Source organism: Arenimonas soli, assembly GCF_014643775.1.
Classification (GTDB): domain Bacteria; phylum Pseudomonadota; class Gammaproteobacteria; order Xanthomonadales; family Xanthomonadaceae; genus Arenimonas; species Arenimonas soli.
In genome coordinates this window covers 86,698-108,326 of record NZ_BMKC01000001.1, presented here as the reverse complement: position 1 = coordinate 108,326, position 21,629 = coordinate 86,698, and the positions used below count along the sequence as shown (strand labels likewise).

The 21,629-nt window shown below is 68.2% G+C and carries 19 protein-coding genes; 5 read left to right on the top strand and 14 right to left on the bottom strand.

Translation table 11 applies throughout. The features are described 5' to 3' along the window. Positions 1-3 precede the first annotated feature (3 nt). The 6 genes from IEX13_RS00525 to IEX13_RS00500 form a co-directional block, all read right to left on the bottom strand. Positions 4-786 carry an ABC transporter permease gene (locus IEX13_RS00525; RefSeq protein WP_188659887.1) on the bottom strand — a complete coding sequence of 261 codons (783 nt, stop codon included), beginning with the start codon at positions 784-786 and terminating at the stop codon, positions 4-6. Continuing rightward, positions 786-1,940, bottom strand: a complete 1,155-nt coding sequence (locus tag IEX13_RS00520; protein ID WP_188659886.1) for a cystathionine gamma-synthase — start codon at positions 1,938-1,940, stop codon at positions 786-788. Before IEX13_RS00520 ends, IEX13_RS00525 begins: the two co-directional genes overlap by 1 nt. Before the next feature lie 103 nt (positions 1,941-2,043). Continuing rightward, complete coding sequence (locus IEX13_RS00515; RefSeq protein ID WP_188659885.1) at positions 2,044-3,414, bottom strand: pyridoxal-phosphate dependent enzyme; 1,371 nt, start codon at positions 3,412-3,414, stop codon at positions 2,044-2,046. A gap of 147 nt (positions 3,415-3,561) precedes the next feature. Then, entirely contained in the window at positions 3,562-3,780 is a 219-nt protein-coding gene (locus IEX13_RS00510) for an HP1242/YdcH family protein (RefSeq protein ID WP_188659884.1), read from the bottom strand. A 264-nt stretch (positions 3,781-4,044) separates the two neighbouring features. Beyond that, positions 4,045-4,995, bottom strand: a complete 951-nt coding sequence (locus tag IEX13_RS14360; RefSeq protein WP_188659883.1) for an OmpA family protein — start codon at positions 4,993-4,995, stop codon at positions 4,045-4,047. Between the two features lie 2 nt (positions 4,996-4,997). After that, positions 4,998-5,363, bottom strand: coding sequence for a hypothetical protein (locus tag IEX13_RS00500; RefSeq protein WP_188659882.1), 366 nt, complete (start codon positions 5,361-5,363; stop codon positions 4,998-5,000). Between the two features lie 102 nt (positions 5,364-5,465). Here IEX13_RS00500 and IEX13_RS00495 point away from each other — a divergent pair, with 102 nt between their 5' ends. Next, a complete protein-coding gene (locus IEX13_RS00495; protein ID WP_188659881.1) occupies positions 5,466-6,599 on the top strand; it encodes a PilT/PilU family type 4a pilus ATPase in 1,134 nt (377 codons plus the stop codon). Positions 6,600-6,605: 6 nt separating this feature from the next. On the opposite strand, the gene maiA is transcribed toward IEX13_RS00495, so the two are convergent. The 5 genes from maiA to hppD all read right to left on the bottom strand — a co-directional run bounded on the left by maiA (position 6,606) and on the right by hppD (position 11,432). Continuing rightward, on the bottom strand, positions 6,606-7,274 hold the full coding sequence (gene maiA, locus IEX13_RS00490; RefSeq protein ID WP_188659880.1) for a maleylacetoacetate isomerase: 669 nt from the start codon (positions 7,272-7,274) through the stop codon (positions 6,606-6,608). A 73-nt stretch (positions 7,275-7,347) separates the two neighbouring features. Continuing rightward, a complete protein-coding gene (locus IEX13_RS00485; RefSeq protein WP_188659879.1) occupies positions 7,348-8,343 on the bottom strand; it encodes a fumarylacetoacetate hydrolase family protein in 996 nt (331 codons plus the stop codon). A 33-nt stretch (positions 8,344-8,376) separates the two neighbouring features. Further along, positions 8,377-9,039 (bottom strand): lectin, encoded by a 663-nt coding sequence (locus IEX13_RS14355; RefSeq protein ID WP_308423877.1) that lies wholly within the window; start codon positions 9,037-9,039, stop codon positions 8,377-8,379. Continuing rightward, entirely contained in the window at positions 9,039-10,334 is a 1,296-nt protein-coding gene (gene hmgA / locus IEX13_RS00475) for a homogentisate 1,2-dioxygenase (protein WP_188659877.1), read from the bottom strand. Before hmgA ends, IEX13_RS14355 begins: the two co-directional genes overlap by 1 nt. A gap of 12 nt (positions 10,335-10,346) precedes the next feature. After that, positions 10,347-11,432, bottom strand: a complete 1,086-nt coding sequence (hppD, locus tag IEX13_RS00470) for a 4-hydroxyphenylpyruvate dioxygenase (protein ID WP_188659874.1) — start codon at positions 11,430-11,432, stop codon at positions 10,347-10,349. 82 nt (positions 11,433-11,514) lie between these two features. On the opposite strand from hppD, the gene IEX13_RS00465 reads away from it, so the two are divergent. After that, entirely contained in the window at positions 11,515-11,967 is a 453-nt protein-coding gene (locus IEX13_RS00465) for a MarR family winged helix-turn-helix transcriptional regulator (RefSeq protein ID WP_188659871.1), read from the top strand. Between the two features lie 60 nt (positions 11,968-12,027). Here the strand turns inward: IEX13_RS00465 and IEX13_RS00460 are convergent, their stop codons facing one another. The 3 genes from IEX13_RS00460 to IEX13_RS00450 all read right to left on the bottom strand — a co-directional run bounded on the left by IEX13_RS00460 (position 12,028) and on the right by IEX13_RS00450 (position 16,209). Further along, positions 12,028-13,605 (bottom strand): peptide MFS transporter, encoded by a 1,578-nt coding sequence (locus IEX13_RS00460; protein ID WP_188659868.1) that lies wholly within the window; start codon positions 13,603-13,605, stop codon positions 12,028-12,030. A 98-nt stretch (positions 13,606-13,703) separates the two neighbouring features. Further along, a complete protein-coding gene (locus tag IEX13_RS00455; protein WP_188659865.1) occupies positions 13,704-15,287 on the bottom strand; it encodes an AbgT family transporter in 1,584 nt (527 codons plus the stop codon). 61 nt (positions 15,288-15,348) lie between these two features. Next, the gene (locus tag IEX13_RS00450; RefSeq protein ID WP_188659863.1) at positions 15,349-16,209 is read right to left on the bottom strand and encodes a tryptophan 2,3-dioxygenase; all 861 of its coding nucleotides are present in this window, start codon (positions 16,207-16,209) and stop codon (positions 15,349-15,351) included. Between the two features lie 151 nt (positions 16,210-16,360). On the opposite strand from IEX13_RS00450, the gene IEX13_RS00445 reads away from it, so the two are divergent. From IEX13_RS00445 to IEX13_RS00435, 3 genes are all read left to right on the top strand, one after another. Then, positions 16,361-19,468 carry a lamin tail domain-containing protein gene (locus tag IEX13_RS00445; protein WP_188659860.1) on the top strand — a complete coding sequence of 1,036 codons (3,108 nt, stop codon included), beginning with the start codon at positions 16,361-16,363 and terminating at the stop codon, positions 19,466-19,468. Positions 19,469-19,572: 104 nt separating this feature from the next. Beyond that, entirely contained in the window at positions 19,573-20,646 is a 1,074-nt protein-coding gene (gene pdhA, locus IEX13_RS00440; protein ID WP_188659857.1) for a pyruvate dehydrogenase (acetyl-transferring) E1 component subunit alpha, read from the top strand. A 1-nt stretch (position 20,647) separates the two neighbouring features. Continuing rightward, positions 20,648-21,628: an alpha-ketoacid dehydrogenase subunit beta gene (locus IEX13_RS00435; protein WP_188659854.1), complete on the top strand. Its 981-nt coding sequence runs from the start codon at positions 20,648-20,650 to the stop codon at positions 21,626-21,628. The last annotated feature ends 1 nt before the right edge of the window (position 21,629 follow it).

Here is a 21,629-nt window from a genome sequence, read left to right as displayed (position 1 = left end):
GGCTCAGACCCACAGCGGCACGAATCGGGCATAGCGCCGGTACAACCACCAGGCCAGGCTCCAGCCCGCCACCGTCATGATTCCCAGGTACCAGTAGGTCGAAGCGAACACCTGCTCGCCCAACACAGGTGCGCGGATGGCCTCGATCATGTGGAACAGCGGATTGATCCGCATCAGCACGCTTCGCATCGACCCCTCCGGCACCAGCGTCGCCTGCCAAAGGATCGGGGTGAGAATGAAGGCGAAGACGAACGTGCTGCCCATCAGTTCGTGCATGTCGGGGAAACGGGCACCGAGCAATGAAACCACCACGCCGATCCAGGCGACGTTCAACAACGCAACCAACAGCAAGGGCAGCACCGCCAACAGGCCACTGGGAACGAAGTTGGGTGCCATCGCCAGGGCGATGGCGAGTAGCGGCAGGGCCGTCAGGAAATAGAAGGCCGCCTTTGCGACGACCCGCATCACGAAGTCGGTGAGCCGGGTATGCCCATCGAGCACGAAGCTCGAGTGGTTCGGGAGCACGCTCGTGGATTCGTTGATCACGGTGGAAAGCAACCTGAACAGTACGAAGCCGATGCCCAGGTGCGGGATGAACGCGTATGGGTCATTGCCGGTCAGGTGGGCGAAGAACCAGCCCACGCCAAAGGTGTAGAGGGCAACGGGAACGAGCAGCCAGAACAGACCCAGCCGCGACCTCCGGTATTTGGTGACGATGTCCAGCCAGCTTGAGTAAGCCCAGAACTCCGGCTCTCGCAAACTACCGCGGAAGTGTTTGAAAAGCATCAGGCCAGCGCCTCGTCCAGCTCCGCCCGCAGGTCCTGCACGTCCTCCACCCCCACGCTCAGCCGCACCAGGTTGTCGGTGATGCCCAGCGCCGCGCGGCGGTCGGCCGGCACCGAGGCGTGGGTCATGATTGCCGGGTGGTTGACCAGGCTTTCGACGCCGCCCAGCGACTCGGCCAGGGCGAACAGCTTGCAGCGCTCCATGAACCGGCGCGCGGCGTCGCCGCCGCCCTTGACGTAGATCGAGATCATGCCGCCGAAGCCATGCATCTGGCGCCTGGCCAGGTCGTGCTGCGGGTGCGAGGCCAGGCCCGGGTAGATCACCTTGTCGATGGCCGGGTGGGTTTCAAGCCACGACGCCAGCTCCAGGGCATTGGCGCAGTGCGCCTTCATGCGCAGGTGCAGGGTCTTGAGGCCGCGCAGGGCCAGGAAGCTGTCGAACGGGCCCTGGATGCCGCCGACCGAGTTTTGCAGGAAGGTCATCTGCTCGGCCAGGCCGGCGTCGTCGCCGACCACCACCATGCCGCCGACCATGTCGGAGTGGCCGTTGAGGTACTTGGTGGCCGAATGCATGACCAGGTGCGCGCCCAGCTCCAGCGGCCGCTGCAGCACCGGCGAGCTGAAGGTGTTGTCCACCGCCAGCCACAGGCCCCGCTTGCGCGCGAACTCGGCCAGGCGCGGGATGTCCACCAGCTTGAGCATCGGGTTGGTCGGCGTCTCGCACCAGATCAGCTTCGTCTTCGGGGTGACCGCCGCTTCCACCGCGGCCATGTCGTTGAGGTCGACGAAACTGAAGTCCAGGCCGGCGCTGCGCCGGCGCACGCGCTCGAACAGGCGGTAGGTGCCGCCGTAGACGTCGTCCATGCAGACCACGTGGTCGCCGCTGTCGAGCATCTCGAGCACGGTGGACGTGGCCGCCAGGCCCGAGGCGAAGGCGTAACCGCGGCTGCCGCCCTCGAGCTCGGCGACGCAGCGCTCGTAGGCGAAGCGGGTCGGGTTGTGGCTGCGCGAATACTCGAAGCCCTGGTGCTGGCCGGGGCTGGCCTGCACGTAGGTCGAGGTGGCGTAAATAGGCGTCATCACCGCCCCGGTGCTGGGGTCGGGTGACTGGCCGGCGTGGATGGCTCGGGTACCGATGCCGTGGGTCTTGCTCATTCTTCTTGCCTCTGGGCCGGCTTACCGGCCTCGGACTGTGGATTATCGGGGAAGGCGCGGGCGCGGCGGGCGGCGAATTATTCGCAGCCGCGCCGGCGCGCCGTCACGGAACGCGCCGGCGCAGGTAGTTGAGCAGGTCGATGCGCGTGATCAGGCCCAGGAACTTCTTGCCGTCCACGACGATCGCCACCTGGCCGCGGTCGAACACCGGCAGCAGCGATTCCATCGGTTCGGTGACCTGCAGCAGCGTCAGCTGGGTGACCATGGCGCTGGCGACGCTGTCCTTGAAACGTTCTTCCTTGCCGTACACGTGCATCAGCACGTCCGATTCGTCGACGATGCCGACGATCGCGTCCCCGTCCATGACCGGAAGCTGGGACACGTCGTACATCTTCATGCGCTGGTAGGCCACGTGCAGCGTATCGTCCGGCCCCACCACCACGGTGTCGCGGTGGGCATAGGGGCGCAGGATCAGGTCGCGCAGGTCGCCGTGGTGTTCACGTTCCAGGAAGCCGTTGTCGAGCATCCAGTAGTCGTTGTACATCTTCGACAGGTACTTGTTGCCGGTGTCGCAGACGAACACGACCACCTTTTTGGGTTCGGTCTGTTCCTTGCAGTACTTCAGCGCGGCGGCCAGCAGGGTGCCGCTGGAGCTACCGCCCAGCACGCCTTCCTTGACCAGCAGTTCGCGCCCGGCCAGGAAACTTTCCTTGTCCGAGATGGCGTAGGCCTTCTTGACGCGCGAGAAGTCGGAGATGTCGGGCAGGAAGTCCTCGCCGATGCCCTCGACCAGCCAGCTGCCGGACTTGGTGCTCAGCACGCCCTCGTTGATGTACTGGGTGAGGATGGACCCGACCGGATCGGCCAGCACCAGCTCGACGTGCGGCGCCACCTTGGCGAAGTAGCGCGACAGGCCGGTCATGGTGCCCGAACTGCCGCAGCCGAAGACGATGGCGTCCATGTCGCCGTCCATCTGCGCCCAGATCTCCGGGCCGGTGCCCTCTTCGTGGGCCGCCGGGTTGTCCGGGTTGCCGAACTGGTTGATGAAATAGGCGCCCGGGGTTTCGCTGGCGATGCGGGCGGCCATGTCCTGGTAGTAGTCGGGATGGCCCTTGGCCACGTCCGAGCGGGTCAGCACGACCTCGGCGCCCATGGCCCGCAGGTTGAAGATCTTCTCGCGGCTCATCTTGTCGGGCACGACCAGCAGCAGCCGGTAGCCCTTCTGCTGGGCCACCAGGGCCAGGCCGATGCCGGTGTTGCCGGCGGTGCCCTCGACGATCAGCGCGCCCGGCTTCAGGTCGCCGCGGGCTTCGGCCGCCTCGATCATCTTCAGGCCGATGCGGTCCTTGATCGAGCCCCCCGGGTTCATGCACTCGAGCTTCAGGAACAGCTCGCAGGGGCCGGTATCAAGATGGCTGGCCTTGACTATCGGGGTATTGCCTACCAACTGGAGGACGCTGGACTGAACCGTCATGGGAATGGGGGGAATCGGGCAGGATCGCAGGGCGGGGATTCTAGCAGCCCGGGCCCATCACCCGCCCGGAGCCGGCCAGCACAGGGTGGCCCGGCCCAGGGGCTGCGACGGCGACCCGACGAGGTGGGCCGCCGCCGCAGCGGTGACTCAGTGTCGGTGTTGGTCGAACATTCGGGTCAGCCGGTCCTTGGCGTTGAGCTTTTCTTTCTTCATGCGCCCCAGCGTGGTGTCGTCCAGCGGCAGGACGCCCAGTTCGGCGTCCAGGACCTTTTTGTCGAGTTCCCGGTGATGGTGGTAGAGCTGCCGGAATTCCGGGTCGCTCTTCATCAGCGCTTCGAGTTCCTGTTGCGGTTGCCCTTCAAACATCGGAATGACCTCCTCCATAAAACGCGAACGCCCCGGCTGGGTAGACCGGGGCGTTGCGGATCGAGACAGGGGTCAGGTCGCTTTCGCGGGCGGCGCCTCCACGCGACGCGCGCACATCCGGAAGGAAGGCGGCACGGTCGGCGGTGGCGTGGTCTGCTTTCATCGGCCTGGCTCGTGGTCCCGGAGGCATCGGGCCCCCGGGAATTTGAACCTACTCCCCCTCCCCGGGGGTCGCAACCACTTTCGTAAGCCTTTGTTTTTAAATCAGTTGATGATTATCTCGACGCGCCGGTTGCGGGACCGGCCGGCCGCGCTGCCGTTGTCGGCCACCGGGCTGGATTCGCCCTTGCCAACGGCCTGCAGGCGACCGCTGTCGACGCCGGCTTCGACCAGGACCCGCATCACCGCCTCGGCCCGGCGCTGGGACAGGGCCTGGTTGGCGGCCTGCCCGCCCTGGCTGTCGGTATGGCCTTCGATGCGCACGCTGCCGCCGCCGCCAAGCAGGCCCGCCAGGGCCCTGAGGCTGGCCTGGGCCGGTGCGGTGAGGCTGGCGCTGCCGCTGCCGAAGGCGTCGCCGCCGAGGGTATAGACCTCGCGGCCGCCCTCCCGGCTCAGCGGCGGCGGGCTGGCGTCGGTGATGTCATCGGCGGCGATGGCGGCCGCCAGCTCGGCTTCCTGGCGGGCCAGCTCCGCCTCGCGGGCCCGGGCGGCGGCCAGCTTGCGGGCCTGGGCGGTTTCGGCCTCGGCGGCCTCCAGTTCGGCCAGGCGCATGGTTTCGGCCTGCTCGAGCTCGCGCTCGATGGCTTCTTCCCGGGCCAGGGCCTGCAGGCGCAGGCGCTCGGATTCACGGCGGGCCCGTTCGGCCTCGCGGCGGCTGGCCTCGAGCATGATCTGGTCGCGCTCGCGGTCGAGCTGTTCGGCCTGGCCGACCAGCAGCTCGGCTTCGGCGGCCAGGCGGGCGGTTTCCAGGCGCACGCCGGCCAGGCCGAGCTTGTGCTCGCGGTCGCGGCGGCGGGCATCGCGGGCATCGGCGATGGCCTGGCGCGCCTGCAGGCGCTCAAGCCGGGCCAGGCCGCCCAGGGACGGGTCGGCTTCCAGGGCCTGCAGTTCGGCGGCCAGGCGCGCCACGGCCTCTTCGTGGTCGCTGGCGGCGGTGGCCGGACCGGACAGGGCAAGGCCGGCGGCCAGCAGCAGGGTCAGCAGTCGGACGGACATGGTCAGCCTCCCCCGTTCATGAGCAGGCGACGGCGCAGGTCGGCATTGCGCGCGGCGGCGCTTTCGACCGCCTGGCGGGCCGTGTCCAGCCGCGCCTTGGCATGGGCCAGGTCGGCATTGGCGGCGGCGGCTTCGGCCAGCCGCAGCTTGTCGGTCTTGCGCCGGGCCTCGCGGGCCGCCAACCACTGGCCACGCGCCTGTTCCAGCGCCTGGGCGGCGTCGCCGCGCGGCTGGGCGGACTCGGCGGCGATCACCGCGCGCTCGGCCGCGGCCAGCGCCGCGTCGATCTCGTCGGCGGCCGCGTTGTTCGCGCAAAACAGCGAAACGGCCAGCAGGATTGGCAGTGCACGATGGATTTTTAACGGCATTAGTGTCATAAGGCGAACTCGCAGGTGAGCGTTTCGGCGAAGCCATTGTAGCCACGCCGGGCCACCCACCGGGACCGAACCAGGGGATGCAAGGATACTGACATGGACATCGGCTACTTCCTGAAGCTGATGACGGAAAAGAACGCGTCGGACATGTTCCTGACTACCGGCGCGCCCGTCTATATCAAGGTCGAAGGCAAACTCTATCCGCTTGGCAATACCGGGCTTCCGGCCGGCATGGTCAAGAAGATCGCGTATTCGCTGATGGACGAGGGCCAGGTACCCGCCTTCGAGCGCGACCTGGAGTTCAACATGGCCATCGCCGTGAAGGACACCGGCCGCTTCCGCGTGAACGTGTTCAAGCAGCGCGGCGAAGTGGGCATGGTCATCCGTGCGATCAAGTCCGAGATTCCGGGCATCGACCAGCTCAAGCTGCCGGCGGTCCTGAAGGACATCGTCATGGAGCAGCGCGGGCTGGTGCTGGTGGTCGGTTCGACCGGCTCGGGCAAGTCCACCACCCTGGCGGCCATGATCGACCACCGCAACGCCAGCACCACCGGCCACATCCTCACCATCGAGGACCCGATCGAGTTCCTGCACAAGCACAAGAAATCGATCGTGAACCAGCGCGAAGTCGGCCTGGACACCCACGCCTTCCACAATGCGCTCAAGAACGCCATGCGCGAGGCGCCGGACGTCATCCTGATCGGCGAGATCCTCGACGCCATCACCATGGAATCGGCCATCGCCTTCGCCGAAACCGGCCACCTGTGCATGGCCACCCTGCACTCGAACAACGCCGACCAGACCCTGGACCGCATCCTGAACTTCTTCCCGGAGTCGGCCCACAAGAACGTGCTGATGAACCTCTCGCTCAACCTCAAGGCGATCATCAGCCAGCGCCTGGTGGTGGGCAAGGACGGCAAGCGCCTGCCGGCCGCCGAGATCCTGATCAACACCCCGATGATCCGCGACCTCATCCGCCGCGGCGAGGTGCACGAAATCAAGGACGCGATGGACAAGTCGCTCCAGGAAGGCATGCAGACCTTCGACCAGTCGCTGTTCCGGATGTACAAGGAAGGCAAGGTCGAACTCGAGGAAGCCCTGCGCAAGGCCGATTCGCGCGACGGCCTGGCCCTGAAGATCCGCCTGTCCGAGGGCGCCACCGGCGAACACGACCCCTACGGCGACATGTACGGCGGCGGCGGCCCGGGCAGCGAAACCCAAGCCTACTGAACCGGCTCAGCTGCCGGCGGGCGCGTCCGGCTGCTTTTCCGGCCGGGCGGCGTCGAATTCATCCAGCGCCAGGCATTCGGCGGTGATGCGGCGGATGGTCCGGTACGGCGCCATGTCCACCCCGAAGCGTTCGGCGTTGTAGACCTGCGGGACCAGGCAGCAGTCGGCCATGGTCGGTACGTCGCCGTCGCAGAAGGCGCCGGTGGACGGGTTGTCGCACAGGGTGTCCTCGAGCGCGTCGAAGCCCACCTTCACCCAGTGCCGCACCCAGGCCTCGCGCTCGGCCTGGGGCACGTTCCAGGTGTTTTCGAAGAACTGCAGCACCCGCAGGTTGTTGAGCGGGTGCATGTCGCTGGCGATCAGCTGGGCGATGGCGCGCACGCGCTGGCGGTCGCGGGCCGTGGCCGGCATCAGCGGCGGCGTCGGCCAGGTTTCGTCCAGGTATTCCATGATCGCCAGGGACTGGCGCAGGATGCGGTTGCCGTGCAGCAGCACCGGCACCAGTTCCTGGGGGTTGAGGTCGCTGAAGGGCGCCTTGTGCTGCTCGCCGCCGTCGCGCACCAGGTGCACGGCCGCGGTCTCGTAGGGCAGGCCCTTGAGGTTGAGCGCAATGCGCACCCGGTAGGCGGCGCTGGAGCGCCAATACGAATACAGCCGGATCGAGCCCGCGTTCATCTGGCTTGCCCCTTGCCTGCCCTGTCTGGGCCAAGCATACGCCGGGCCCCGCGATTTGTGGCAACCCCGGCCCTCAGGCCTTCTGGATGCGCTGCTCGATGGCGCCGAAGATGCTGTGGCCGGCCTTGTCGATCATCTCGATGCGTACGGTGTCGCCAAAGGCCATGAACGGCGTGCTCGGCTTGCCGTCGCGCAGGGCCTCGACCGTGCGCAGTTCGGCGAAGCAGCTGGCGCCCAGCGAGGTGTCCTCGTTGGCGACCGTGCCGGAGCCGACGAGGGTGCCGGCCGACAGCGGGCGGGTCTTCGCCGCATGCGCGACCAGCTGGGAGAAGTCGAACTGCATGTCCACGCCGGCTTCGGGCGCGCCGAACCACTTGCCGTTGACGTGGGTGAGCAGCGGCAGGTGCAGCTTGTTGCCCCGCCAGGCGTCGCCGAGCTCGTCGGGCGTGACGAACACCGGGCTCAGGGCCGAACGCGGCTTGGACTGCAGGAAACCGAAGCCCTTGGCCAGCTCGCCCGGGATCAGGTTGCGCAGCGAAACATCGTTGACCAGGCCGACCAGCTGGATGTGGCCGGCGGCCTCCGCCGGCGACGCGCCCAGCGGCACGTCGTCGGTGACCACGACGATCTCGGCCTCAAGGTCGATGCCGTGGGCCTCGTCGGGCACCAGCACCGGGTCGCGCGGACCCAGGAAGCCGGCGCTGACCGCCTGGTACATCAGCGGGTCGGTGTAGAAACTTTCCGGCACCTCGGCGCCACGCGCCTTGCGCACCCGGGCCACGTGCGGCAGGTAGGCGCTGCCGTCGACGAACTCGTAGGCGCGCGGCAGCGGCGAGGCCAGCTGGGTGACGTCCAGGGCGAAGACCGGCTCGCCGTTCACCGTGTCCGGCGTTCCCGCCTCCAGCGCCTCGTAGACGGCGTTCAGGCGCGGCGCCAGGTTCGACCAGTCTTCCAGGGCCCACTGCATCGTCGGCGCGATGCCGGTGGCCTTGACGGCGCGCGCCAGGTCGCGGGAGACAACGATCAGCGTGCCGTCGCGGCCGCCTTCCTTGAGTGATCCGAGTTTCATGTCAGTTCCGTTGTTGTTGGCGGGGCCGCGGCGTCAGCTGCAGCCCTCGACGTAAAAAACCTGCGGCGGCACGCCGACGCGCCACTGCGTGACCAGGCCGTCCTGGTCGACTTCGAAGACGACCCGTCCCGGCTCGCCGAACTCCGGCGACAGCACCAGGTAGCGGCCGCCTTCGATGTATTTGTGCGGCTGCACTTCCACCCGGCTGCCGAAGGCTTCCAGGATGTCGTCGGCGCGGGCGCCGACGGTGAAGCCACCCGGCGCGGCCGACACGCCCGCCGGGGTCCCGAACACGTCGTAGCGCACGAACTGCGCACCTTCGAACATGAAGGCGATGCCGCCACCGGCGGGACGCGGGTCCTGTTCGATGTAGTAGCACAGGGTGCTGCCGGCCAGGCTTTCCGGCACCAGGCGGTCGCGCCAGGCCTGGCGGACCGCGGCCTCGTCGGCCCCGAACCGGGCCGCACCGAAGCCGGTGAAGTTGACCTGTTCACGGTCGTAGTCGCCCAGCGGCGCCGCCGGGCCGGGTGCCGGTGCGGACCCGGCCGCCGGCGCGTCCGGGGCGGCGGCAGTCACCGCGGCCTGGTTCGCCTCCGGGCCGGATGGCGTGGCCGTCGCGGGATCTTCCTTGCCACCCCCACAGCCCGCCAGGGCCAGGCAGGCGGCGAGCACGGCGCAGTGCGGGAGTCGGCGCATCAGGGAGCCTCCGGGGAGAAATGCTTGCGCAGGCCCTGCCAGCAGGCCTGGTAGTCACGTTGGCGGTGGCCGGCGTCCAGGGCCTGGGCCGCGGGCCGGATGACGCTGCGCGATTCGAACATGAAGGCCATGGTGCCGGTGATCACGTCGGGCTTGGACAGGTCGGCGCTGGACGCCTTCTCGAACGTCGCCGCGTCCGGCCCGTGGCCGGTCATCGCGTTGTGCAGCGAACAACCACCGGGCACGAAACCTTCGGCCTTGGCGTCGTAGGCGCCGTGCACCAGGCCCATGAACTCGCTGGCGATGTTGCGGTGGAACCAGGGCGGCCGGAAGGTGTCCTGGGCCACCAGCCAGCGCGGCGGGAAGATCACGAAGTCGATGTTGCTGGTGCCTTCGGTGTCGCTGGGCGAATGCAGCACCAGGAAGATCGACGGGTCCGGGTGGTCGTAGCTGATCGAACCGATGGTGTTGAAGCGGCGCAGGTCGTATTTGCTCGGCGCGTAGTTGCCGTGCCAGGCCACCACGTCCAGCGGGCTGTGGCCGATGTGTGCGCGCCACAGGCTGCCCTGGAACTTGGCCACCAGCTCGAAGTCGCCCTCGCGGTCTTCCCAGGCCGCCACCGGCGCCAGGAAATCACGCGGGTTGGCCAGGCCGTTGCTGCCGATCGGGCCCAGGTCGGGCAGCCGGAACATGGCGCCGAAGTTTTCGCACACGTAGCCCCGGGCCTCGCCGTCGGGCAGCGAAATGCTGAAACGCAGGCCGCGCGGGATCAGCGCGATTTCCTGCGGCTCGACCTCCAGCACGCCCAGCTCGGTGGCGATGCGCAGCCGCCCCTGTTGGGGAACGATCAGCAGCTCGCCGTCGGCATCGTAGAAATAGCGCCCGTCCATGTCCTTGTTGGCCGTGTACAGATGCACGCCCATGCCGGTGCCGGCCCAGGAGCCGCCGTTGCCGGCCATGGTGAACAGGCCGTCGAGCCAGTCGGTCGGCGCCGACGGCATCGGCAGCGGGTTCCAGCGCAGCTGGTCCGGCGTCACCGGACCGTGGCCGAAATCATTGTGGAAACCCGCATGGGCCAGTTCCGAGAACGGCCCGTGCATGGCCGCCGGCCGGATGCGGTACAGCCAGCTGCGCCGGTTGCTGGCGCGCGGCGCGGTGAAGGCCGTGCCGCTTACCTGCTCGGCGTAGAGGCCGTAGGCCACCTTCTGCGGCGAATTGCGCCCCACCGGCAGCGCACCGGGCAGCGCCTCGGTCGCGAACTCGTTTCCAAAACCACTCTGGTAATCCAGGCTCATGCCGGGCTCCGGTCAGAGCACGCCGCGGCGCATCTGGTCGCGTTCGATGGATTCGAACAGGGCCTGGAAGTTGCCCTCGCCGAAGCCTTCGTTGCCCTTGCGCTGGATAATCTCGAAGAAGATCGGGCCGAACGCGTTCTGGGTGAAGATCTGCAGCAGCTTGCGCTGCTTGGTTTCCGGGTCGGCGTCGATCAGGATGCTGTTCTTGCGCAGGCGGGCGACGTCTTCGCCGTGCTCGGGGATGCGCTGGTCGATGACGTCGAAGTAGGTGTCGGGGGTGTCCAGGAACTTCACGCCGGCCTGGTGCATGGCCTCCACCGAGCTGTAGATGTCGTCGGTGAACAGCGCGATGTGCTGGATGCCCTCGCCCTTGTACTCACGCAGGTATTCGTTGATCTGGCTCTTCTCGTCGCTCGACTCGTTGAGCGGGATGCGCACCACGCCGTCGGGCGCGGTCATGGCCTTCGACAGCAGGCCGGTCTTGGCGCCCTTGATGTCGAAGTAGCGGATCTCGCGGAAGTTGAACAGCTTCTCGTAGTAGTCCGACCACTTCTGCATGTTGCCCATGAACAGGTTGTGGGTCAGGTGGTCGATGAAGGTCAGGCCAAAACCCTTGGGGTGCTGGTCCACGCCCGGGATCGGCGCGAAGTCGGCGTACAGGTCGTCGCGGCCGTCGTCGACCAGGTACAGCATGCAGTCGCCGATGCCCTTGACCACCGGCGCGTCCACGGCGCGGGTGTCGGCGCGGTGGTCCTGGCGCTCGCCGCCGTTGGCCAGCACGTGCTTGAGCACCTCGCCCGAGGGCTGCTTGAAGCGGATGGCGAAGCCGCAGGCCGAGGGGCCGTGCTGGGCCGCGAAATCCGAGGCGAAGGAATCAGGCGATTCGTTGAGCAGGAAGTTGATGGTGCCCTGGCGATACAGGGTGATCGGACGGCTCGTGTGCTTCGCAATGGCGGTGAAGCCCAGGTTGCGCAGGTATTGCGCCATCGCTTCGCCACGATCGGCCGGGGCGGCGAACTCGACGAATTCGAAGCCGTTGATGCCCATCGGGTTTTCGAAGGTGGTGGGCTGCATGCCCAGGTTGGGTTGTGCGCTCATAGGAACCTCCGGCTTGCCGCTTGCATGGGGAAGGCGTCCGTTATAGTTTCATCTGAAACCATTTGCAAGGTGCGCCGCCGCAATGCCTGAACGCGACATCCTGGACCTGGAGCATTTCCTGCCCTACCGGCTGTCGGTGCTGTCGAACCGCATCAGCCAGGACATCGCCCGGCTCTACGCCGACCGCTTCGGCCTGGGCATCACCGAATGGCGGGTGCTGGCCGTGCTGGGCCGGCGCGACGACCTGTCGGCCCGGGAAGTGGCCGAACGCACGGCCATGGACAAGGTCGCCGTCAGCCGCGCCGTGGCCAGCCTGCAGGCCGCGGGCCGGATCGAACGCGACACCCACGGCGGCGACCGCCGCCGGTCCGTGCTGCGGCTCAGCCCGGCCGGCCGGGCCATCTACGAGGACGTGGCGCCGATGGCCCTGGCCTACCAGCGCCGGCTGCTCGAAGGCCTGGACACCGACGAACGCGCCACCCTCGACCGCCTGCTCACCCGCGTCGAAGAGCGCGAAGCCGCCACCCGCGACTAGCCCGACGCCGGAAAGAAAACGGGGCCCGAAGGCCCCGTCTTTCCAATCCGCGTCCGTGGTTCAGCCCTTCGGATGCGTACCACCCGCCTGCGGCTCGCCGATCTCGGCCTGGCCCGGCACGTCGTCCTCGAAATCCTTCAGCGTATCGAGGTGCATCAGCTTCTTGACCAGCGGTGCGATCACCACCATGAACACGCCCACGCCCACGGCGACCCAACCGACCGTCGTGTAGACCTCGAGCACGCGCTCGGGACCGGCGTTGTCCACGCCTTCCGCGCCCGTCGCCGCGGAAATCAGGCCGGCGACGAAGTTGCCCGAGGCCGAGGCGAAGAACCAGGTGCCCATGATCAGGCTGGCCAGGTGCGCCGGCGACAGCCGGTTCATCGCCGACAGGCCCACCGGCGACAGGCACAGTTCGCCGGTCGTGTGCAGCAGGTAGATCAGGAAGATGAACAGCACGGGCGTCATGCCACCCTCGTAGATCGCGGCGGAGCCGGCGACCAGCACCAGAAAGCCCGCGCCGAGCTGGATGACGCCCAGGCCGAACTTGGCCGGCGACGAGGGCTCCAGGCCACGACGGCCCAGGAACAGCCAAAGACCCGCGAAGACCGGGCCCAGCAGCACGATGTAGATCGCGTTGATGGACTGGAACATCGAGGCCGGCACTTCGTAGCCCAGCAGGTTGCGGTCGACCGAGCTGTCGGTGAACAGGTTCAGCGACGAACCCGCCTGTTCGAACAGGGCCCAGAACAGGACCGAGCCGAAGATCAGGTACATGGCCGCGAAGATGCGGTCACGGTCGTGTGCCGGCAGCTTGAACACCGCGGTGAACAGCACGTAGGCCACCAGGATCGCGCCGGCTCCCATCAGCAGGAAACCCACCAGGTGCTGGTACTGGATAAGCACCCAGACCAGGCCGACGCCGCCGATGCCCACCAGGTACAGCCACCATTCCATGCTCAGGCCGGCGGTGCGATTGGCCAGGCGCACGGGGTCCGGGGCTTCGCCCTTGCCCATCAGGGCCGGCTTGCCGATCACGAACACGATCAGGCCCAGCAGCATGCCCAGGCCGGCGGCGCCGAAGCCGTAGGCCCAGCCGTAGGTTTCACCCAGCCAGCCGGCGATGATCGCGCCCAGGGCGGCACCCAGGTTGATGCCCATGTAGAAGATCGTGTACGCCGAATCGCGGCGCAGGTCGGTGCGCGGGTACAGCTGGCCGACGATCACCGAGATGTTGGCCTTGAGGAAACCCGAGCCGACGATGATGAAGCTCAGCGCCAGCCAGAACCAGTTGATGGCCCAGCTGTCCTGGCCACCGCTGCCTTCGATGGCCATCAGGCTGTGGCCGATGGTCAGCAGCACGGCGCCGTAGAGCACGGCCTTGCGCTGGCCCAGGTAACGGTCGGCCAGGTAACCACCCAGCACCGGCGTGATGTACACCAGCGCGGTGTAGGCGCCATAGATGATCGAAGATTCTTCCTCGCTGTAAAGCCAGTGCTTGACGAGGTAGAAGATCAGCAGCGCGCGCATGCCGTAGTAGGAGAAGCGCTCCCACATTTCGGCGAAGAACAGGACGTACAGTCCGCGCGGGTGGCCGAGGAAGGTTTTCCCTTCGGCGGTAGTCGGATGGGTGGCCACTTGGTTGCTTACTCCCCTGGGTAATCAAAGTGAAACAAGGCGCGAAGGTGTAACCGGTGGCGGCGGCCGGCGTCAAACGCCGGCGCCGCCGTTCAGTTTCAGCCGCCTGCGGGGTAGGTGAAGCTCGAGCCCACGCCCAGCGGGATGCCCAGGGCCCAGAAGCCGATCAGGAAGGCGGTCCAGACCACCAGCAGGGTGATCGAATACGGCAGCATCATCGCCAGCAGGGTGCCGACGCCGGCGCCCTTCACGTACTTCTGGCAGAACACCACGATCAGCGGGAAATACGGCAGCAGCGGCGTGATGATGTTGGTCGAGCTGTCGCCGACGCGGTAGGCGGCCTGGGTCAGGTCCGGGGACACGCCAAGCTGCATCAGCATCGGCACCATGATCGCGCCGATCAGCGCCCACTTGGCCGAGGCCGAGCCGACCATCAGATTGACGAAACCCGACAGCAGCACGATGCCCACCAGGGTAAGCGCCATCGGCAGGCCCATGGCCTGCAGCAGGTTGGCGCCCTTGATCGCCATCAGCACGCCCAGGTTCGACTGGCCGAAGGCGTAGATGAACTGCGCGGCGAAAAACGCCATCACGATGTAATAGCCCATGCCCGACATCGCCTTGGCCATGCCGGCGATGACGTCGCGGTGGGTCTTCACCGTGCCCGAGACATAGCCGTAAACGACGCCCGGGATAAGGAAGAAGATGAAGATCAGGCCGACGATCGAGCGCATCAGCGGCGCGGTGAAGGCCAGCAGCGGGTGCGTGCCCGGGGCCAGGGTGGCCGGGTCGGCGCCCCAGGGCGTGCCGGCCGGCAGCAGGGTCAGCACGAACAGCGCGATGGCGATGGCCATCGCCACCATCGCCCAGACCAGGCCCTTGCGTTCCTCCGGCTTGAGCGGGCTCATGGTCGGCATTTCGCTGACGTCGCCGTCCACCGGCGTGGCCTTGAGCCGCGGTTCAATCACCTTGTCGGTGAGGAACCAGCCGACCAGCATGATCAGCACCGTCGAGCTGGTGGTGAAGACGTAGTTGTTGAGCGGGTTGACCTCGTAGGCCGGGTCGATCAGCTGCGCGGCCGCCTGGGTCAGGCCGGCCAGCAGCGGGTCGAGGCTGGAGGGCACGATGAAGGTGGCCGAGAAGCCGCCGGACACGCCGGCGAAGGCCGCCGCGATGCCCGCCAGCGGATGCCGGCCGGCGGCGTAGAAGATCACCGCGCCCAGCGGGATCACCAGCACGTAGCCGGCGTCCACCGCCACGTGGCTGAGCACGCCGACGCCGATCAGGGCCGGGGTCAGCAGCATCTTCGGGGTCACGCCCAGCATCGCCCGCAGCGCCGCGTTGATGAAGCCGGTGTGCTCGGCCACGCCCAGGCCCAGCATCGCCACCAGCACCACGCCCAGGGGCGCGAAGGTGACGAAGGTATTGACCATGCTGGCCATGAAGGCGGTCAGGCTGGTGCCGCTGAGCAGGTTGACGATCTGCACCGGGTCGCCGCTGCGCGGGTCGATCTCGGAAAAGGCCATGTTCGACATCAGCGCCGACACCGCCCAGGTGACCAGCATCAGGATCAGGAACAGCACCGCCGGGTCGGGCAGCTTGTTGCCCAGGCGTTCGACCAGGTCGAGGCTGCGGGTGATCCAGCCGCGCTTGGCGAGATCGGGCGGGTTGGCTTCGTTCATGGTGGCTCCGGGCGGTCGTCGGACAAGGCCCGAAGACTAGCAGCCCGCCCGGCCGGATGCCTCAGCCCGGCTGGCCCAGCACGGTGCGCACCTCGAACAGCTCCGGGAAGAAGGTTAGTTCAAGCGCTTGCTTGAGAAAGCCCACCCCGGAACTGCCGCCGGTGCCCCGCCGGTAGCCGATGATGCGCTCGACCGTCTTCATGTGCCGGAAGCGCCAGAACTGGAAGCTGGCCTCCACGTCCACCAGCTGTTCGCAGGTGGCATAGGCCTCCCAGTGGGTGTCGGTGTCCTCGTAGATGGCCTTGAACACCGGCACCAGGCCGGGCTCGCGCTCGTGCGGCTTCGACCAGTCGCGCTCGACGCAGCCGGCCGGGATGGCGTAGCCCTTGCGGTGCAGGTGGCGCAGGAACTCGTCGTAGAGGCTGGGCGCGTTGAGCACGGCCTCCAGCTGCGCGGTGGCGTCGGGGTCGTGCGAGAACACCTTCACCATGTCGGCGTTCTTGTTGCCCAGCAGGAACTCCACCAGCCGGTACTGCAGCGACTGGAAGCCCGAGGCCGGGCCCAGGATGTCGCGGAACTGCAGGTAGTCGGCCGGGGTCAGGGTCTCGAGCACCGACCACATCTCGGTCAGCTGGCGCTGCACCTGCTTCACCCGGGCCAGGATCTTCTGCATCGGGCCCAGTTCGTCGTTCTGCAGGCAGGCCAGGGCCGCCCGCAGTTCGTGGATCAGCAGCTTCAGCCACAGCTCGGACACGTGGTGCTGGACGATGAACAGCATCTCGTCGTGGTGGGGCGGGTCCGACAGGGGCTTCTGTGCCGACAGCAGGGTATCGAGCTGCAGGTAGCCGCCGTAGGTCAGGCGGTCACGCAGGTCGGTGGTGATGCCCTGCTCCAGGGCTCGTTGGTTGGGGGGCTGGGTCATGGCGGGGTCCGGCGGCGAAAGGGGAAGTCTGTCATGCGATCGCAGCATTTTCCGATATAAACTGCGGCTTCTGTCACAGTTCGGCAGGGGACCCCCCAGGGGGTAGCCCGGACTGGCCGGCAGCTCCGACCCACCTCCGAGGCTCCATACCATGCGCCATCATCCGCGCCTGCACGCCCTTTGTGCGCTGCTCTTCCTGCCGCTGGCCGCCCAGGCGGCCACCGCCGACCTGCTGATCTCCGAAGTCATCGAAGGCAGCAGCAACAACAAGGCCGTCGAGATCCACAACGGCACCGGCGCCCCGGTGGACCTGTCCGCCGGCGGCTACACGCTGCAGTTCTACTTCAACGGCAATACCAGCCCCGGAACCACGCTGGCCCTGTCGGGCACGCTGGCCGACGGCGACGTCTACGTGCTGGCGCCCGCGTCCGCGACGGCCGCCATCCTGGCGCAGGCCGACCAGACCGGCGGCACCTGGTTCAACGGCGACGACGCCATCGTGCTGCGCCGAGGCGGCAGCGCCGGCCCGGTGGTCGACTCGCTGGGCCAGGTCGGGGTCGACCCCGGCAGCCAGTGGGGCAGCGGCCTGGTTTCCACCGCCGACAACACCCTGCGCCGCCTGGCCACGGTCTGCGCCGGCGACACCACGCCCGACGATGCCTTCGACCCGGCCCTGGAATGGGAAGGCTACGCCCAGGACACCTTCGACGGCCTGGGCAGCCACGCCACGAATTGCGGCGGCACGCCCCAGCCCACCGACCCGACCGCCACCGGCAGCGCCAGCCCGGCCAGCCTGGCCGCCGGCGACGACACGGTGCTGACCGTGCAGGTGACGCCCGGCGCCAACCCGGCCAGCACCGGCCTGGTGGTCAGCGCCGACCTTGAAGCCATCGGCGGCAGCGCCGGCCAGGCCTTCCGCGACGACGGACTGAGCGGCGACCTCGTGGCCAACGACCTTGAATTCACCTGGGCCGGCACCGTCGCGCCAGGCACTTCGCCCGGCCCGAAGTCCCTGCCGGTGCAGGTCGCCGACGACCAGGGCCGCAGCGGCGCCGGCACGATCAACCTGTCGGTCGCCATCCGCGTCGGCATCGCCGGCATCCAGGGCCAGGGCATCGGCTCGCCGCTGCCGGTGGGCACCGAGGTGGTGACCGAAGGCATCGTCACCGCGCGCCGCGGCAACGGCTACTTCATCCAGAGCGCGCCGGGCGAAGACGACGGCGACCCGGCCACCGCCGAAGGCGTGTTCGTGTTCACCTCCGCCCCGCCGCCGGCCGACGCCGCCGTGGGCAACCGGGTGCGCGTGGCGGGCCGGGTGAGCGAGTTCTCCCGCACGCCGCATGGCTACCCGTTGACCCAGCTCAATTGGGCCAGCCTGACCGTGCTGGCCACCGGCCAGGCGCTGCCGGCGCCGGTGGTGATCGACGACACCGTGCTGGCGCCGACCGTCGCGCTGGACGCCCTGGGCCGTTACCAGGGCATGCGCGTGGTGCTGCCGGCCGCGACCGTGGTCGGTCCGACCAACGGCTTCGGCGACTTCCACGTCACCCTGCCCGGCGTGCCGCGCCCGGTGCGCGAGCCCGGCATCGCCGCGCTCGACGCCGTGCCGCTGCCCCCGGGCAACGCCATCCCGGTGTTCGACCGCAACCCCGAGCGCCTGCGCGTCGAAAGCCTGGGCCTGGAAGGCGGCAGCGCCTTCAACCTCGATGCCGGCGCGTCGGTGCAGGGCATGGAAGGCATCCTGTACTACGACCGCGGCGACTTCACCCTGCTGCTGGGCCAGCGCGATGCGACCACCAGCGCCGGCGGCGCCCTGGTCGCCGCGGTGCCCGCCGTCGAGGAAGGCGCGGTGCGCATCGCCAGCTACAACATCCAGAACCTCAGCGGCGGTGAATCGGTGCCGCTCGACCGCCTGGCCAAGCTGACGGACGTGTTCTGCCAGTACCTGCGCACGCCGGACGTGGTCGGCCTGGTCGAGATCGGCAACCTCGAAACCGCCCGCCGCCTGGCGCGCGCCATCAACGAGGACGAGTTCGACAACTGCCCGGACAACCCGGCCTACGAGGCCTACCTGCTGTCCACCAGCGGCAGCCAGCGCCTGGGCTACCTGGTGAAGACGGCGCCGGTGGCCGACGGCCAGCCGCGGGTCGAGGTGCGTGGCGTGGTCGAACACTTCGTGGGTGAGCCGCTGGTCGCGCCCGACGGCAGCATCAACCCCAGCCTGCGCCTGTTCGACCGCCCGCCGCTGCAGCTCGACGCCCGGGTCAACGACGGCAACGGCCGCCAGTTCCCGGTGCAGGTGCTGCTCAACCACAACCTGTCGCTGCTCGACACCAACAACCTCTCGTCCAACGCCCAGTGGGGCACGGTCGGCAACCGCTCGCGCGAGAAGCGCAAGCAGCAGGCCGAACGCCTGTCGCAGCTGGTCGAATCGATCCAGCAGGCCGACCCGGCCATGCCGCTGGTGCTGGTCGGCGATTTCAACGCCTTCGAGTTCAGCGACGGCTACGTGGACGTGATGGGCATCATCGCCGGCACGCCGGCGCCCGCCGACGAAGTGCTGCTGGCCGGCCAGAGCGCGGTCACCCGCCCGCTGGTGAACCTGATCGGCACCCGCCCGGTGGACCAGCGTTATTCCTACGTGTTCGAGGGCAATGCCCAGAACCTGGACCACGCGCTGGTGAACCAGGCCGTGCTCGAAGCCACTGAAGCCACGCTCTACCACGCCCGCGTCAACAGCGACTTCGCCGCCGACCTGGCCGCGGACCCGACCGTGCCGGTGCGCAGTTCCGACCACGATCCGCTGGTGGCCGACCTGGTGGTGCCGGCCTTCCTCGACGCCGACCTGGCGGTGCTGGTGGCTGGCCCGTTCGTGCCGGTACACGATGGCCAGCGTGCGCCCTTCCTGGCGCTGGTGGGCAACCTGGGCCAGTCCCGCGCCCTGCGACCGGAACTGGTCGTCCACCTCGACGCGCGTCCGGACCAGCTGCTGGCGGTGCACGCCGAAGGCTGGCTGTGCGATGCGCCGGTCGCCGACGGCGACGGCAGCCGCCTGGCCTGTGGCCGCGAAGAAGCCCTGGCACCGGGCGGTTTCGACCTGCTGCGTTTCGACCTGCAGGCACGCCGCGAAACCGTGCAGGACCAGGTTGGTCTTCACATCCAGGCGCGCACGCGCAGCAACGACACCTACGCCGGCAATGATTCCGACGGCGCCAGCGTGAAGGTGGTCGGCCGGCCGCGGAGTCGCGGCGGCCACTGAGCCTCGCACGACCCTACGCCAGCGAACGGGCGCCTTCGGGCGCCCGTTTCGCTTTCGACCCGGGGGCTGGCTATCATCGGGAAGGTTTCCCACGGAAGGACACGATGTCCCGGATCGCCACCTTCGAGATCGAATACCTCCAGTACCTCGGCCCGGATGGCCGGCTGGTCCGCGAGGACCTGCCCGAGTTCGCCAAGGACCGCCGCAACCTGGTCGAGCTGTTCAAGCACATGCTGATGGTGCGCACCTTCGACACCAAGTCGGTGGCGCTGCAGCGCACCGGCAAGCTGGGCACCTACGCCAGCTGCCTGGGCCATGAGGCCGCGCACATCGGCATCGGCAGCGCCATGCAGTACGACGACGTGCTGGCGCCCAGCTACCGCGAGTACGGCGCCCAGTTCATGCGCGGCGTGAAACCGCGCGACGTGCTGATGTACTGGGGCGGCGACGAACGCGGCAACGACTTCTCGGGCCCGCCCCACGACTACCCCTGGTGCGTGCCCATCGCCACCCAGTGCCTGCATGCGGCCGGGGCCGCGCTGGCGTTCAAGCTGCGCGGCGAACCGCGGGTGGCGGTCACCTGCGTCGGCGACGGCGGCAGCTCCAAGACCGACACCTACGCCGCCATCAATTCGGCCGGCGCCTACACCCTGCCCTTCGTGCTTTGCATCATCAACAACGGCTGGGCGATCTCGGTGCCGCGCAAGGCCCAGACCGGCGCCAAGACCCTGGCCCAGAAGGGCATCGCCGGCGGCCTGGACTGCGTGCAGGTGGACGGCAACGACATCATCGCCGTGCGCGCCGCCATGGACCACGCGCTCAAGCGCGCCCGCAACGGCCACGGCGGCAGCGTGCTGGAACTGGTCACCTACCGCCTGTCCGACCACACCACTGCCGACGACGCCCGCCGCTACCGCGACGACGCCGAGGTCAAGGCCGCCTGGGAACGCGAACCGATGTCGCGCCTGCGCACCTTCCTGATTTCCGAAGGCGTCTGGAGCGAAGCCGAAGAAGCCGCGTGGAAGGAAGAATGCGGAAAGCTGGTGGACATCGAGGTCAACGCCTACCTGGAAACCAAGGTGCAGCCGGTGGAAGCGATGTTCGACTACCTCTACGCCGAACTGCCGGCCGACCTGGAAGCCCAGCGCGCCGACGCGATCAAGTGGGAGGGCCGCTGAGATGGCCGCCATCACCCTGATCGAAGCGATCACCCAGGCCCTGGCCTGGGAAATGAAGGCCGACGACACCGTGCTGGTGATCGGCGAGGACGTCGGCGTCAACGGCGGCGTCTTCCGCGCCACCGCCGGCCTGCAGCAGACCTTCGGCGACCAGCGCGTCATCGACACGCCGCTGGACGAAACCACCATCGCCGGGCTCACCGTCGGCCTGGCCTCGCAGGGCATGAAGCCCGTCGCCGAGGCGCAGTTCGACGGCTTCATGTACCCGATGGTGGACCACATCGTCTGCCACGCCGCGCGCTTCCGCTACCGCACCCGCGGCCGGCTGACCTGCCCGATGGTGCTGCGCGTGCCCTGGGGCGGCGGCATCCGCGCGCCGGAACACCACAGCGAGGCCAACGAGTCGATCTTCACCAACGTGCCGGGCCTGCGCGTGGTGATGCCCAGTTCGCCGCAGCGTGCCTACGGCCTGCTGCTGGCGGCGATCCGCGACCCGGACCCGGTCATCTTCATGGAGCCCAAGCGCATCTACCGCCAGTACAAGGAAGAGGTGCCCGACGACGGCGAGGCGCTGCCGCTGGACGTGTGCTTCCAGCTGCGTGACGGCGACGACCTCACCCTGGTCACCTGGGGCGCGCAGGTGAAGGAAACCCTGGAGGCCGCCGACGAACTGGCCAAACAGGGCATCAGCGCCGAAGTCATCGACGTGGCCACGCTCAAGCCGCTGGACTTCGACACCATCCGCGAATCGGTGGCCAAGACCGGCCGCTGCGTCATCGTGCACGAAGCCGCCAAGACCGCGGGTTTCGGCGCCGAGATCGCCGCGCGCCTGGCCGAGGAATCCATGTACGACCTGCTGGCCCCGGTCGAGCGCGTCACCGGCTACGACACCCATATCCCCCTGTTCCGCCTCGAGATGAAGTACCTGCCGAGCGTGGACAAGATCGTCGCCGCCGCCAAGCGCGCGCTGGCGGCGGGCTGAG

Coding starts and splice junctions, on each gene's coding strand:
- IEX13_RS00525 (WP_188659887.1), bottom strand. CDS start 786: ATGCTTTTCAAACACTTCCGCGGTAGTTTGCGAGAGCCGGAGTTCTGG.
- IEX13_RS00520 (WP_188659886.1), bottom strand. CDS start 1,940: ATGAGCAAGACCCACGGCATCGGTACCCGAGCCATCCACGCCGGCCAG.
- IEX13_RS00515 (WP_188659885.1), bottom strand. CDS start 3,414: ATGACGGTTCAGTCCAGCGTCCTCCAGTTGGTAGGCAATACCCCGATA.
- IEX13_RS00510 (WP_188659884.1), bottom strand. CDS start 3,780: ATGTTTGAAGGGCAACCGCAACAGGAACTCGAAGCGCTGATGAAGAGC.
- IEX13_RS14360 (WP_188659883.1), bottom strand. CDS start 4,995: ATGTCCGTCCGACTGCTGACCCTGCTGCTGGCCGCCGGCCTTGCCCTG.
- IEX13_RS00500 (WP_188659882.1), bottom strand. CDS start 5,363: ATGCCGTTAAAAATCCATCGTGCACTGCCAATCCTGCTGGCCGTTTCG.
- IEX13_RS00495 (WP_188659881.1), top strand. CDS start 5,466: ATGGACATCGGCTACTTCCTGAAGCTGATGACGGAAAAGAACGCGTCG.
- maiA (WP_188659880.1), bottom strand. CDS start 7,274: ATGAACGCGGGCTCGATCCGGCTGTATTCGTATTGGCGCTCCAGCGCC.
- IEX13_RS00485 (WP_188659879.1), bottom strand. CDS start 8,343: ATGAAACTCGGATCACTCAAGGAAGGCGGCCGCGACGGCACGCTGATC.
- IEX13_RS14355 (WP_308423877.1), bottom strand. CDS start 9,039: ATGCGCCGACTCCCGCACTGCGCCGTGCTCGCCGCCTGCCTGGCCCTG.
- hmgA (WP_188659877.1), bottom strand. CDS start 10,334: ATGAGCCTGGATTACCAGAGTGGTTTTGGAAACGAGTTCGCGACCGAG.
- hppD (WP_188659874.1), bottom strand. CDS start 11,432: ATGAGCGCACAACCCAACCTGGGCATGCAGCCCACCACCTTCGAAAAC.
- IEX13_RS00465 (WP_188659871.1), top strand. CDS start 11,515: ATGCCTGAACGCGACATCCTGGACCTGGAGCATTTCCTGCCCTACCGG.
- IEX13_RS00455 (WP_188659865.1), bottom strand. CDS start 15,287: ATGAACGAAGCCAACCCGCCCGATCTCGCCAAGCGCGGCTGGATCACC.
- IEX13_RS00450 (WP_188659863.1), bottom strand. CDS start 16,209: ATGACCCAGCCCCCCAACCAACGAGCCCTGGAGCAGGGCATCACCACC.
- IEX13_RS00445 (WP_188659860.1), top strand. CDS start 16,361: ATGCGCCATCATCCGCGCCTGCACGCCCTTTGTGCGCTGCTCTTCCTG.
- pdhA (WP_188659857.1), top strand. CDS start 19,573: ATGTCCCGGATCGCCACCTTCGAGATCGAATACCTCCAGTACCTCGGC.
- IEX13_RS00435 (WP_188659854.1), top strand. CDS start 20,648: ATGGCCGCCATCACCCTGATCGAAGCGATCACCCAGGCCCTGGCCTGG.